Origin of the sequence: Streptomyces sp. (assembly GCF_031181555.1) — a bacterium.
Classification (GTDB): Bacteria; Actinomycetota; Actinomycetes; order Streptomycetales; family Streptomycetaceae; genus Streptomyces; species Streptomyces fimbriatus.
Genome location: NZ_JAPSKQ010000021.1, coordinates 43,368 through 55,794, shown reverse-complemented (window position 1 = coordinate 55,794; position 12,427 = coordinate 43,368). Strand labels below are relative to the sequence as shown.

The 12,427-nt window shown below is 72.5% G+C and carries 11 protein-coding genes and 1 pseudogene; 4 read left to right on the top strand and 8 right to left on the bottom strand.

All coding sequences use genetic code 11. The features are described from left to right. A pseudogene (locus tag RIM90_RS07385) lies at window positions 1–295 on the top strand (hypothetical protein); the annotation flags it as partial. Between the two features lie 32 nt (window positions 296–327). Beyond that, on the top strand, window positions 328–975 hold the full coding sequence (locus RIM90_RS07380) for a class I SAM-dependent methyltransferase (RefSeq protein WP_309059764.1): 648 nt from the start codon (window positions 328–330) through the stop codon (window positions 973–975). Between the two features lie 103 nt (window positions 976–1,078). Here the strand turns inward: RIM90_RS07380 and RIM90_RS07375 are convergent, their stop codons facing one another. The 5 genes from RIM90_RS07375 to RIM90_RS07355 all read right to left on the bottom strand — a co-directional run bounded on the left by RIM90_RS07375 (window position 1,079) and on the right by RIM90_RS07355 (window position 5,956). Then, window positions 1,079–2,014: an urease accessory protein UreD gene (locus RIM90_RS07375; protein ID WP_309059763.1), complete on the bottom strand. Its 936-nt coding sequence runs from the start codon at window positions 2,012–2,014 to the stop codon at window positions 1,079–1,081. Continuing rightward, on the bottom strand, window positions 2,011–2,706 hold the full coding sequence (gene ureG, locus RIM90_RS07370; protein ID WP_309059762.1) for an urease accessory protein UreG: 696 nt from the start codon (window positions 2,704–2,706) through the stop codon (window positions 2,011–2,013). The genes RIM90_RS07375 and ureG overlap by 4 nt, the downstream gene beginning before the upstream one ends. A gap of 26 nt (window positions 2,707–2,732) precedes the next feature. Next, window positions 2,733–3,407 carry an urease accessory UreF family protein gene (locus tag RIM90_RS07365; RefSeq protein ID WP_309059761.1) on the bottom strand — a complete coding sequence of 225 codons (675 nt, stop codon included), beginning with the start codon at window positions 3,405–3,407 and terminating at the stop codon, window positions 2,733–2,735. A 70-nt stretch (window positions 3,408–3,477) separates the two neighbouring features. Then, window positions 3,478–5,310, bottom strand: coding sequence for an urease subunit alpha (locus RIM90_RS07360; RefSeq protein WP_309059760.1), 1,833 nt, complete (start codon window positions 5,308–5,310; stop codon window positions 3,478–3,480). Then, a complete protein-coding gene (locus RIM90_RS07355) occupies window positions 5,294–5,956 on the bottom strand; it encodes an urease subunit gamma (protein WP_309059759.1) in 663 nt (220 codons plus the stop codon). Before RIM90_RS07355 ends, RIM90_RS07360 begins: the two co-directional genes overlap by 17 nt. A gap of 588 nt (window positions 5,957–6,544) precedes the next feature. Here RIM90_RS07355 and RIM90_RS07350 point away from each other — a divergent pair. Beyond that, window positions 6,545–7,588: a hypothetical protein gene (locus RIM90_RS07350; protein WP_309059766.1), complete on the top strand. Its 1,044-nt coding sequence runs from the start codon at window positions 6,545–6,547 to the stop codon at window positions 7,586–7,588. A gap of 244 nt (window positions 7,589–7,832) precedes the next feature. Continuing rightward, window positions 7,833–9,527 carry a hypothetical protein gene (locus tag RIM90_RS07345; protein ID WP_309059758.1) on the top strand — a complete coding sequence of 565 codons (1,695 nt, stop codon included), beginning with the start codon at window positions 7,833–7,835 and terminating at the stop codon, window positions 9,525–9,527. Window positions 9,528–9,597: 70 nt separating this feature from the next. Here the strand turns inward: RIM90_RS07345 and RIM90_RS07340 are convergent, their stop codons facing one another. Genes RIM90_RS07340 through RIM90_RS07330 form a run of 3 tightly spaced genes read right to left on the bottom strand, consistent with a single transcriptional unit; the run spans window position 9,598 to window position 12,264 of the window. Then, a complete protein-coding gene (locus RIM90_RS07340; protein WP_309059757.1) occupies window positions 9,598–10,854 on the bottom strand; it encodes an NAD(P)/FAD-dependent oxidoreductase in 1,257 nt (418 codons plus the stop codon). Further along, window positions 10,851–11,273, bottom strand: coding sequence for a GtrA family protein (locus RIM90_RS07335; RefSeq protein WP_309059756.1), 423 nt, complete (start codon window positions 11,271–11,273; stop codon window positions 10,851–10,853). Before RIM90_RS07335 ends, RIM90_RS07340 begins: the two co-directional genes overlap by 4 nt. Further along, window positions 11,260–12,264, bottom strand: a complete 1,005-nt coding sequence (locus RIM90_RS07330; protein ID WP_309059755.1) for a glycosyltransferase family 2 protein — start codon at window positions 12,262–12,264, stop codon at window positions 11,260–11,262. Before RIM90_RS07330 ends, RIM90_RS07335 begins: the two co-directional genes overlap by 14 nt. Between the last annotated feature and the right edge of the window lie 163 nt (window positions 12,265–12,427).

Below are 12,427 nucleotides of genomic sequence, written 5' to 3'. Positions count from 1 at the left end.
CGACCGGGTCAGGGCCGATCACCCGCTCACCGCGCGCATGACCGCCGAGATCGGGCTCGGCAGCGCGGAACCCGACCCCGACTTCCCCGACGATCCCGACGAGTGGGGGCTGTACGTCCCGGACATCTCCGATGTGTACCGACTGGTCGGCGAGCACTACGGGCTGAGCCTCCCCCGCCGGGTCATCGGCGAGCCGTACCACAAGAAGACCGAGCTGTACGGGGCGTTCACCGCCCCGCGCACCCTGCCGGACGGCCGGCCGAACCCCGGCTACGACGCCGTCCGCCGGCCCTGATCCCCGCAGGGGCGGACACCGCGTGGCGGCCGGTGTCCGTCCCGCGCGACGACGCGCGCGTACTCGATCTCGGCTGCGGCGGCGCGGAGTGGCTCCTGCGGGCCATGGCCGCGCACCCGCGGCTGCGGGCCGAGGGTGTCGACGTCTCCGAGGGTTCGCTGGCACGGGCCCGTGAGGCCGCGCGCGTCCGCGGTCTTCGGGAGCGCCTCGTCCTCCACCACGAGGACGCCGCGGCCTTCACCGCCCCGCACGCGTTCGACCTGGTGATCAGCGTCGGGGCCACGCACGCCTTCGGTGGTCTGCCCGCCACCCTCGCGGCCGCACGGGAACACCTGGCCCCCGGCGGACGCGTCCTGGTCGGCGACGGGTTCTGGGCGCACGAGCCCTCCCCCGACGCCGTCCGGATGCTCGGCGACCTCAGCGATCTGCCGACCACCGTGGACCGTGTCGTCGCCGACGGGTGGACACCCGTCCACGGGCACATCAGCACCCGTCGGGAACTCGACGCCTACGAATGGGCGTGGACGGGGTCGCTGGCCTCGTGGGCCCTGGACCACCCCGACGATCCGGGCAGTTCCCGGGCGCTGGCGGCGGCCACCACCCACCGCGGTGAATGGCTGCGCGTCTACCGGGAGGCCTTCGGCTTCGTCTGCCTGGTCCTGCGCCCGACGTCCGGCTGAACCGGATCGGCCGGCCGTCCCGGGTCGTCCGTCCCCTCGCGGACACCTCCAGGGGCGGGGCCCGGATCCCGGGCCCGGGGGCGTCGCCGGGCCTCTGCGCGGGCTACGTCCCCGCGCCGGAGGCGTGTGCGAGAGCCGCGTCGAGAAGGCTGCGCAGACGGTCCGGTGACGGTGCGACGGCGGTGGCGAGCAGTGCCGGGCCGTCGGCAAGCGGAACCAGGACACAGTGTCCCCGTGTCGGGTCGCCGAGGAGGACGGGCTCTGGGGGCACGCCCGACTCGGGGTCGACGAGGAGGAGTTGCCCGGTCGCGCGGTGGTCACCCAGGACCGCGGGCCCGTCCCACGCCGGAGCCGGGGCGCCGTAGGCGGTGTGCTGGTCGAGGATCGGCCGGCCGTCGCGCCGCACGGTCAGCCGGGTGGACAGATGGCCGGGTGGCTCGGCGGTGCGTCCGAGGAGCTGTTCTTCGCGCAGCAGCAGCCGGGAGGTGCCGGCCAGTTCCACCCGGTACGTCTGGTGCAGGGTGCTGCCTCGGGCGCTGATCAGTGGCTGGGGCAGCCAGCGCAGGGACGCGTCCTCGTCGACGGTGAGCCGTACGTCGTAGGTGGCGGGGTCGGTGGTGGAGCCGCGCAGGGCGATGGTGGCGGCGGCCGTGGTCACCTCCAGCCGGGCGCGCGCCCCGGCGGTGATGTCGAGCGCGAGTCTGTCCCCGCCGAGTGGTGCGCTCATCGCGCCGAGCACGCAGACGCGTGCCCACTCTCCACGGGACCGCAGCCTGCGCAGGTGGAAGGGGCCGTCGCTGTGCAGGAGGGGGACGGTCGTGGCACGGCCGTTGTGTGCGGCCCGGATGCGGGCGGTGGCCAGGACTCCGGCGGGGTGGGTGAGGGCGGGGCCGGTGGCGGGGAACGTGCCGCCGGGGGCGGCTCCCTCGTCCGGCGGACCGGTCCCGGCGGTCCGCCGGTCGTACGTCCCGTCACCTGCTCGGGGCGGTTCACCGGCCGGCGCCCGGGTGAGGGCCGGCATCCGGGGGGCGCCGTTCACAGGGCGGATCCGGCGTGCCAGGCGGCGAGGCGTCCGGTGACCCAGTCGGCGACCGGTCGGATGCCGTCGGCGGTGGTGAGGCTGGTGAAGGCGAACGGCAGGTCCTTGCGCTGTGCGCGGGTGTCGGCGGCCATGGCGTCCAGGTCGGCTCCGACGTACGGCGCCAGGTCGGTCTTGTTGACCACGAGGAGGTCGGCCGTGGTGATGCCGGGGCCGCCCTTGCGTGGGATGTCGTCGCCGCTGGCCACGTCGATCACGAAGACCTGGGTGTCGACGAGGCCGCGGGAGAAGGTCGCGGTGAGGTTGTCTCCCCCGGACTCGATGAGGATCAGGTCCAGCGGGTGCAGGGTCTGTTCGAGTTGCTCGACGGCTTCGAGGTTGGCGGAGATGTCGTCGCGGATCGCGGTGTGCGGGCAGGCGCCGGTCTCCACAGCGGTGATCCGTTCCGGTGACAGCACGGCCTCACGGCGCAGGAAGGCGGCGTCCTCCTGGGTGTAGATGTCGTTGGTGACCACGGCGATGGACAGCCGGTCCCGCAGTGCGCGGCACAGTGCGGCGACGGTCGCGGTCTTGCCCGAGCCGACCGGGCCGCCGAAACCGATGCGCAGGGCACGGCGGCTGCCGTCCGCGAGCAGCGGGTCGGCGCTGTAGGTGTGGCGGTGGGGCATGGTCACGGGGTGGTCCAGATGCACGAGGGCTCCAGGTCGGTCCGGGATGGTCAGGAGGCGAAGAGGCGGACGGTCCAGGCGGCGTGCTGCTCACCGGTGATGTCCAGCAAGGGGGCGGAGGCGGCGGGCAGGACGGCGACGCCCTCCGCGGCGACGCGCTCCGCCGCGTCGGCCGCGGCACCGGCGACGGCGTCGAGTTCGTCGGTGAGTCGCGCCAGCACCCCGGTGGCGTCGAACGGGTCGAGACTCAGCAGCCGCACCGCCGCGGTCGCCGGTCCGCCGACGCTCTCGTACACGGCGGCGTGCGCGGCGTCGAGCGGGGTGAGACCGGCGGCGCGGGCCGCGACGCCCAGGACGACCGGCTGGTGGGCGCCCTGCGGCCGGTGGCGGGCGAGGTGGTCGAGACCTGCGCAGGGCCAGGTGGCCCGGACCGCGCGCATCATCTGCCGGCCGAGGCGGCGCGCGACGCGGCGCAGCGTCGGCGCGGGGGTGCGGGTGTCGGCGGCCTCGTCCAGGGCGAGGGCGTCGTATCCGGTGGCGGCCGCGGCGGCGAGGCCGGCCGCGGTCAGTCCGGCGGTGTGCAGCCGCCCCCGGCAGAACGCCTCCAGGCTCGCGGTGTCGTGCACGCCGCCGGAGGCGACGGCGGCCTCCATCCCGCCGGAATGGGCGTGCCCGCCGGCGGGGAAGCGGCCGTCGGCCAGGATGAGCAGGGCAGTGCGGCTCATGGGTGGCAGGACCGCCTTCCACGGGTCGGGAGCCGGACGCGTCGGTGCGCCCGGCTCTGCGGGGGGGGGATCAGAACAGGAAGTACCGCTGTGCCATGGGCAGTTCGGTGGCGTAGTTCCGCCCGACCTCCTGCCCGTCGACCGTGGTGCGCACGTCGGAGGTGGTGGCGCCGCCGATGGTGACGTCGAAGGTGTCGGGGTCGACGACGATGTCCGGCACGCCGTCGTTGTGCACCATGTCGGCCTTGGTGACCGCCCGGGTGGACCGGATCGCGCACAGGGGCTTGAGCAGTCCGATCCGGGAGAGTTCGCCGCCGAGGGCGGCCTCGGCCACGAAGTTGAAGGAGTTCGCCCCCGGGGACCGGCCGCGGGAGCCCCACACCGGACGCGGCAGGTACGGTTGCGGCGTCGGGATGGACGCGTTGGCGTCGCCGATCTGCGCGTAGGCGATCTGACCGCCCTTGATCACCATGTGCGGTTTCACGCCGAAGAACTTCGGCTCCCACAGGACCAGGTCGGCGAGTTTGCCGGTCTCGACGGAGCCGACCTCGTGGTCGATGCCGTGGGTGATGGCCGGGTTGATGGTGTATTTGGCGATGTAGCGCCGGGCCCGGAAGTTGTCCGCCTCGGCGTCGTCCTCGTGCAGGGGGCCGTAGCGGGACTTCATGACGTGCGCGGTCTGCCAGGTCCGCATGATCATCTCTCCGATGCGGCCCATGGCCTGGGCGTCGGAGGACATCATCGAGATGGCGCCCATGTCGTGCAGCAGGTCCTCGGCGGCCATGGTGGAGGGCCGGATCCGGGAGTCGGCGAACTTCATGTCCGCGTCGACCTCGGGGTTGAGGTGGTGGCACACGATCATCATGTCGACGTGTTCCTTGACGGTGTTGACCGTCAGGGGCCTGGTGGGGTTCGTCGACGCGGGCAGCACGTTCGGCCTGCTCGCCAGGCTGATCATGTCCGGGGCGTGGCCGCCGCCGGCGCCTTCGATGTGGAAGATGTGCAGGCTGCGGTACTTGGCGTCCTTGGTGTCGCCGCCCTTCCTGGTCGCGGCGAAGGTGTGGTGCACGAATCCGGACTCGTTGAGCGAGTCGGCGTGCAGGGCCACTTGGACACCGGTCTCCTCGCACACCCTCAGCGCGGCGTCGATCACCGCCGGGGTGGCGCCCCAGTCCTCGTGGATCTTGAAGCCGAGGGCACCTGCGGCGACCTGGTCGTGCAGCGCCTTCTCGGAGACCGTGCTGCCCTTGGCGAGCAGGCCGATGTTCACCGGGTAGGCGTCGAGGGCCTCGAACATCCGCTGGATGTGCCACATGCCGGGCGTGACGGTGGTGGCCGTGCTGCCCTCGGCGGGTCCGGTGCCGCCGCCGATCAGCGTCGTCACGCCCGCCGCGAGCGCCTCGTGGATCTGGCCGGGGCACAGGAAGTGCACATGGGTGTCGACGCCGCCCGCGGTCAGGATCCGCCCCTTGCCGGAGATCACCTCCGTCTCGGGCCCCACGACGAAGTGCGAGGCGCGCGGGTCGTCGTGGGGGCGCGGCGACATGGTCTCGGGGTTGTACGCCTTGCCGATCGCCTGGATGCGGCCGTCACGCAGTCCGACGTCGGCCTTGACCACGCCCCAGTGGTCCAGGACCAGGGCGCCGGTGATCACGGTGTCCACCGGCTTGCGGGGGTCGTCGCGGGGGATGTGCGACTGGCCCATGGACTCGCGGATCACCTTGCCGCCGCCGAAGACCATCTCGTCACCGCTTCGTCCCGGGCCTCCGCACCAGTCCTCCTCGATCCTGAGGACGAGGTTGGTGTCGGCGAGCCGCACCCGGTCGCCGGTGGTCGGGCCGTAGAGGTCGGCGTAGCGGGACCGCGACAGCGGGGCCCAGGGGTTCTCAGTCTCGTCGGGCATCGAGGTGCTTCTCCTCTTCGCTCTTGCCGGCCTGGAGGCCGTGGACGATCCGGTCACCGGCGATGGGCACCAGCATCACGGTCCGCTGGGCCTGGGGCTCGAACCGCTCGGACGTGCCGGACGCGATGTGCAGCCGCATGCCGTGGGCGGCCTCACGGGGGAACTCCAGTCCCTCGTTGGCCTCGGCGAAGTGGAAGTGGGAGCCCACCTGGATCGGACGGTCCGCGGGATTGGACACGCACAGCGGCACGGGCGTGGCGCCCTCGTTGAATGCCACTGCGTGCTCGTCCTCGTCCGGCAGCAGTTCCAGCTTGCCCGGATGGACGTCCACCTTGGTGGCCGGCGCGTCGAACGGGTCGTGGATGGTCACCAGCTTCGTCCCGTCCGGGAACGTCGCCTCGACCTGAATGTTGGTGATCATTTCCGGGACCCCGTCCATCACCTCGCCGCGCTGCAGCACATGGCGGCCGGACTCCATCACCGAGTCGACCGTCGCCCCGGCCCTCGCCTCTTCGTAGACGTGCGCCGTCAACACCGCCATGGCCTCCGGGTAGTTCAGCAGCAGACCGCGCTCCCTGCGCCGTCGGGCGACGTCAGCCGCCACGTGGACCAGCAAGCGCTCCTGCTCGTGCGGAGTCAGATGCATGGCATCCCCCTCTCCTGTCCGTCGCTTCACCTGGGCCGCGCGGTTCTTCGGAGCGACACGGTGCGTCACCCCTCCTGCGCCCGCCACAGGCCGATCATCGGAGAGAGGAAGAGCCGGACGCGTGGAGATCCGCCCCGCTGGCCCTGATGGGATGAATCGGAGGCACCGGGGGGTGCGGGGGCGCCCCGCGGGCACCCCGACCGCCCCGCGGGCACGCCGGCCACCCCTGCGGGCTCCCCGGGGCGGCACACCCCCGTCTCCGCGGAGCCGGCCGTCGACGAGCCGGGAGGGCGGATGTCACCGGTGCGGCCCGCCGGTGCTTTCCCGGGTCCTCCGGCTGCGCCGACGAGCACGAGCATGAACAGCGGGAAGGTCATTCGTGTGATTTCATGCGATTTCGTGCGGTTCAGCGACCCGCGCCAGGTCCGGCCGCGGTGCGCCGGCTCCGCCCCGGCGGATCAATCCGTATGTGGCGTACAACCGTTCGGGGCGTTGACCGGTCTTCTCAGCGACCACCCCGGTCGCACCTACGAGGAGAACGTCATTACCGTCATACGCAAGACCCTGACCGCCACTGCCGTCGCCACCGTGGTCCTGGCCGGCTCCGCCGCCTGCGGCACGGTGGAGAACCTGTCCGCGGGCCAGAAGCTCGACCGGGCCTTCGAGGAGCTCGGCAAGGAGCGCTCGCTCTCCTTCGAGCTGGACCTGGACACCGACGCCGCGACGCTGAAGGCGCTGGACGCCGGGGCGGCGCCCGACGAGAAGATGCCCGACGAGGCCGCCGAGCTGCTCAGCGATGCGCGGATCTCCTTCTCCGTGCAGTCCAGGAAGCCGCTCGAGAAGTCCGGCGAGAAGGACTTCACCGCCATGGCGGTGAAGTTCAGCGGCCCGGACGGTGACCTGTTCGAGTACCGGCTGATCGGCGACTACACCTACGTCCGCGCCGATGTCGACGCGTTCGGGCGGATGACCGGCAGCCCCATGCCGCCCGTCGACGAACTGCCGGACAGCGCCGGGGCGTTCAAGAAGTTCCTCAGCGGCGAGTGGATCAAGGTCTCGACGAAGGAGCTGGAGAAGACCGGCGAGGAGATGACGGGGGCGCAGGCCCCCGGAGGCGGGGAGCCCTCGGCGGAGCCCACGCTCGACGCCAAGACGCAGAAGAAGCTCACGAAGGCACTGCGGCAGGTCATCGCCCGGGAGGTCGACTTCAAGACCTCCGGCGGATCGGACGGCACCGAGCACATCAAGGCCACGGCCCCCTTCCGCACGCTGCTGACCGAGCTGTTCGACGAGCTCCGCCCGCTGACGGAGGAACTGCCGCCGGGCGCCGAGCTGCCGACGGCCAAGGACTTCAAGGACGCGCCGAACGAGAAGGTCACGGCCGACTTCACGCTGAAGAACGGCGCGCTGACCGAGGTGTCCGTGGACCTGGCCAAGCTGGCGGAGAACGCGAAGGTCAAGAAGTTCGCGCTGGTGCTGCGCATGGGCAAGGGCGAGAAGACCACGGCCCCGGCGGGAGCCACCGAGGTGCGGATCGACCAGCTCCTGGAGGGCTTCTTCGGCGGCGTCCCCGAGGAGGCGTTCGGGGAGGAGATCGGGGAGGAGGAGTTCCTGGAGGTCCCGCAGGGCTGACCCCCGGCGGCACCCACCCGGATCGGGTACGGGGCTCGTGCGGCGGGGGCGGTTCCGCCCCCGCCGCACAGTCCGGGAAATCGGCCCCCGCGTGCGCGGGAACCGCGAGGACGGCGCGTGAACGCGTCCCCGCAGGAATTACTCCGCGAACCCGTGAACAATTAAAGACGTCCGGGAAATGAACGATCCTGCGGGCTGAATTCCTCGCGAGGCATGGCGCGGAATGCTGTTAATGTCCGGCGTCGTGACCGACTTGTTGATACCGCAGCCCCCCGCACAGCCGTCGGCCGGGCGGCCGGCGCGTGCGACGCGTCTGGTCGCCGGCCTCGCGGCAGGGGCGCTCCTGGTCCACTCCGTGGTGACGGCCCGCCTGCACGGGGACGTCCGGTACGTGCTGGCGTGCCTGCGGAGCGGCGAGGCGGTCGGTGTCTCGCCCTCGGAGACCTTCACCCACCGGCCCTATTTCTACCGGTGGTTCGTCCACGGTCTCGATCAGCTGACCGCCGGCCCGACCGCGGTCCGCGAGGCGGTCCTGCGTGCCGTCGGCGTGACGCTGTGCCTCGCCGTCGGACTCGTCCTGCGCGCGGCGCTGCGGCGGCGGCTGCCGTACCGGGAGGCGGACCTGGCCGGTGCCGCGGTGGCCCTGGTCCTCGCGCTGGCACCGCGCACCGACTTCCTGCAGCCGGAGTGGACGGCCGCGCTCCTGTCGGTGCTCGCGGTGGCCGTCGTGCTCGCCGTCGCACGGCCCCTGCCCGCCGCGGCGCTCGCGGCCGTGCCGCTGGGGCTCGCGGTGATGATGAAGTACTCCACCGCCGCCACCGCGCTCATCGCGCTGCTGATCGTCTTCGCCGCCGACCGGGTGCGCGCGCTGCTCCTCGCCGCCGCGACGGCCGTGTCCGGCGCGCTGCTGCTCGGCTTCAGCCTCTGGTCGGGCTCGCGGGAGTGGCAGTGGATCCGGGACATGCCGCAGATCAACCAGGGCTCGCTGTCCCGGCAGGGCCTGCGGCCGGGGGAACTCTTCGCCCGGTCGGTCGACTTCCTCGCGGACCGGGCCGTGCTCAGTCCCGTGCTGCTCCTGCTGCCCGCGGCGCTGCTCCTGCTGCTCGCCTGCCAGGACGACCGGCGCCGGCGTACTCAGTGGGCGGTGCTCGCCGCGGCGACGGCCGCCGTGGGCCTGGGCGCGGTCGTGGTGCAGGGCAACTGGTTCGCGTACCACGCCGCCGCGCTGCCGGTGGGCGCCGCCGCGGTGTGGGGGCTGGCGGTGGCCCGGTGGTACGGGGCGCGGGGGCGGCTGCCGCTGTGGTTCCTGGTGGCCAGTGCCACGGCAGCCGTGCTCGCGCCGCTGTACTCCACCGCACCCGGGGCGCTGCAGCGCTCGGCGGTCGTGTGGCTGGCGGGGCTCGTCGCGCTGGGAGCCGCGCTGTGCGACCTGCGCCCGGCCCGCGACGCCTCCGCCTTCCGCCTGCCGCCCGCCGCGGCGGGGCTGGCCGGCGTCGCCCTGATCGCGGTGGCCGTCTGGCCGGCCGCCCCGCACCTCATGGACCGGGGCAGGGTGGGCGACACCAACGCCGCTTATCTGCGGGCCTCGGAGGCGAAGGCCGACGCGGCGGCGGACGTGCGGCGGCGGCTGCCGGACGGGGTGCTCGTGCAGTACCTGGCCTTCGGGGACGAGGCGTACTTCATCGGACACGCCTCGCCCTGCCCCTACCCGGTCCCGACGTTCCTGCAGCGCACCCGCTATCTGCCGGACGTCCGCACCCTCGACTCGTACGCCGAGAACGCCCGTTGCCTGGAGGAGGACCCGCCGCGGTACGCGGTGCTGAACCGCGGCTGGTTCCCGCCGGCGAAGGTGGACCGGGCGCTGGCGCGGCGGATCGAGGCGCGCTACGACTGCCCGCCGGCGCCCGTGACGCGGCTGGTGGTGTGCCGCCTGCGGTGACCCGCGGGCCGGTGGCCCGGCACCGGACGGCCACCGCCGTCCGGTGCGGCGGCCGTCGCTCCGCCCGCGCTCACCGCGCGCCGATCAGCTCCGTGACCCGGTGGGCCATCGCCACCGCGTAGTTCTGCCCCCGGTCCTGCGGATAGACCTGCGCCATGGTGGCCAGCGTGACCCGGCTCATCGCCGTCTCGTGCGGCGGGATCAGCGCCCGGTACTCCGGGGTGACGACGGGCTGCGCGAAGGGGGCGCGGGAGAAGTGCCGGCCGGTGATCCAGGAAGGGTCGAAGTCCGGGTTCAACCGCCGCAGCCAGGGCACGTACGCCTCCAGCAGGTCGTCCGGGTCGGAGGTGAAGCGCCAGTCGTCGCGCGGCACGTAGTTCCCGACGTACACGACGTGCTTGCCGCCGTACTCCGCCGGGTCGACCATCCGGGTGTGCTCGACGACGGCCAGGAACGGGAAGTCCGTGTCGTTCACGTTGAGCCAGTAGCAGGGGATGAGACTGCGGTCCAGCTCCAGCACGAAGCAGGTGGCGCCGAGGTACTGGTTGCGCCACACCAGGTCGTCGGCGGGCAGCCCCGCGGCCCGGGCGAAGACGGGCTGCGGGGTGGTGACGACCAGGTGGTCGAAGCCGTACGAGGACCCGTCCTCGGTCTCCACCGTGACCGTGTCGCCCTCCTGCCGGATCCGTGCCAGCCGCTTGCCGAACTCGATCCTCCCGCCGCGCGCGGCGACCGCGTCCGCCAGCGCCGCGTACACCTTCTCGAACCCGCCGTGCACATAGCCCAGTTCGAAGGTGCGGCAGTGCACCCGGGCCCACAGCCAGGCCATGGACACCTCCTCGGCGCGCTCCCCGAACTTGCCGCGCAGCAGCGGCTCCCAGATCTCCTCCGTGGCCCGCCGCCCGGCCCAGCGGCGCAGCCACCGCAGCGCCGTACGGTCGTTGAAGCGCTCGCCCTTGCGTACGGCCTTCAGCGCGGCGGAGGAGGCCGCGAAGCGCAGCGCCGGCAGCGGGGGCAGGAAGCGCAGCATCTGCGCCGGAGTGCTGAACGGACGCAGCCGCCCGGCGCGGAAGATCCCGGTGGTGGGCTTGTGGAAGCGCAGGGACGCGCCCAGGCCCAGCTCCTCGATCAGCTCGATCATGGCGTGGTCGGAGCGGAAGATGTGGTGGTAGTAGCGTTCCAGCGGCGTGCCCTGCACGGTCAACGACGCGGCCAGACCGCCCAGTTCGTCGGCCGCCTCCAGCACCGTGACCGTGTGCCCGGCCTTGACCGCGTCGTAGGCGGCGGTCAGTCCGGTGGCGCCGGCGCCGATGATGCCCAGGTTCACGCGAAACTCCACTTCCGGTTGAGCACGAATTGCACCGCCAGGACCAGCGGCAGGGAGGCGGCCTTGACCAGGTTCGGGTCGGCCCCGAGCCGGCCGGCGAGGAACCACAGCAGGCCGAAGGTGAGCGCGGTGCCGCACATCCCCACGGCGTGGAAGCGCACGAAGCGGAGCAGCAGCCGGTCGCGCTTGCCGAAGGTGAACACCGCGTTGAGGACGAAGTTGTTGGTGATGCCCAGGGTGGTGGAGACGCCGTTGGCGAGCTGCTCGTGCCACCCCAGCACGTTGTGGAGGAGCACGAAGGCGGCCAGGTCCAGGGCGACACCGCTGCCGCCGACGAGCGTGTAGCCGGCCAGCTGCCGGAGGTCCCGGGGGCGCCGCCCGGCCCGCTCCCCCGGGGCGGGCGCGTCAGTCACCGTCATGCCGGACCACCTGCCGGACGATGTACAGCGGCCGCCCCTGCGCCTCGCTGTACGTCCGCCCGATGTAGGAACCGAGCACCCCGAGCGACAGCATCTGCACCCCGCCCAGGAACAGCACGACGACCATCAGCATGGTCCATCCGGACACCGTGATGTCCGGCCGGAACACCTTCATCGCCAGCGCGTACACGATGCCCGCGAAGGACAGCGTCAGCACCACGAAGCCCAGGCGGGTGATCAGCTTCAGCGGCACCGTGGAGAAGCCCGTCACCCCGTCGACCGCCAGCCGCGCCATCTTCCGCAGCGGGTACTTCGTCTCCCCGGCGAACCGCTCGTCGCGGTCGAAGTGCACCTCGGCCTGGACGAAGCCCATCGAGGCCACGATGCCCCGCACGAACCGGCTGCGCTCCCGGTAGCGCCGCAGCTCGTCGGCGACCCGCCGGTCCAGCAGCCTGAAGTCCCCCGTGTCCAGGGGGATGTCGACTTCCGTGCACGCCCGGAGCACCCGGTAGTAGGCGGCCGCCGTCGCCCGCTTGAACAGCGTGTCCCGCCGGGACCGGCGCCGCGCGTGCACGATCTCCGCGCCGTCCCGCCAGGCGTCGATGAGCTGGAGACTCACCCGCGGCGGGTCCTGCAGGTCGGTGTCCATCACGATCACCGCGTCACCGCGCGCCTCGTCCAGTCCGGCGGTGATCGCCATCTGGTGCCCGAAGTTGCGCGCGAAGTCGACCACGCGCACCCGCGGGTCGTTCTTCGCCAGGTCGCGGAGGATCTCCAACGACGCGTCGGCCGAACCGTCGTTGACGTACACCAGCTCGAACGAGAGCTCCGGGCGGGTACGGATCGCGGCCACCAGCTCGTCGTGGAAGCGCCGGATGCCGTCCTGCTCGTTGAACACCGGCAGCACGTAACTGACCAGTGCCTTCTCCGCGGGCCCCTCCCGGGGGCGCGGCGCCGGTGACGGCGGCTCGGTGTCGGATGTGTCTGACATGCGGCGACGCTAGGGAGCGTCGCTGAACGGCGGACGAACAGCCGATGGTGTCCCTTGTTCGAGCAGTTGGCGGGTAGGTCGTCCCGAGGCGGGCGTGCGGCCGTGCGGCGCTCCCGCAGAGGCTCGAGGACGACTCGATTCCGTCACCTCACGGGGCGCGACG

Excerpts from the sequence above, each read along its gene's own strand:
- RIM90_RS07335 (WP_309059756.1), bottom strand. The coding sequence starts at position 11,273 with ATGACGGTGACTGACGCGCCCGCCCCGGGGGAGCGGGCCGGGCGGCGC.
- RIM90_RS07360 (WP_309059760.1), bottom strand. The coding sequence starts at position 5,310 with ATGCCCGACGAGACTGAGAACCCCTGGGCCCCGCTGTCGCGGTCCCGC.
- RIM90_RS07365 (WP_309059761.1), bottom strand. The coding sequence starts at position 3,407 with ATGAGCCGCACTGCCCTGCTCATCCTGGCCGACGGCCGCTTCCCCGCC.
- RIM90_RS07355 (WP_309059759.1), bottom strand. The coding sequence starts at position 5,956 with ATGCATCTGACTCCGCACGAGCAGGAGCGCTTGCTGGTCCACGTGGCG.
- RIM90_RS07330 (WP_309059755.1), bottom strand. The coding sequence starts at position 12,264 with ATGTCAGACACATCCGACACCGAGCCGCCGTCACCGGCGCCGCGCCCC.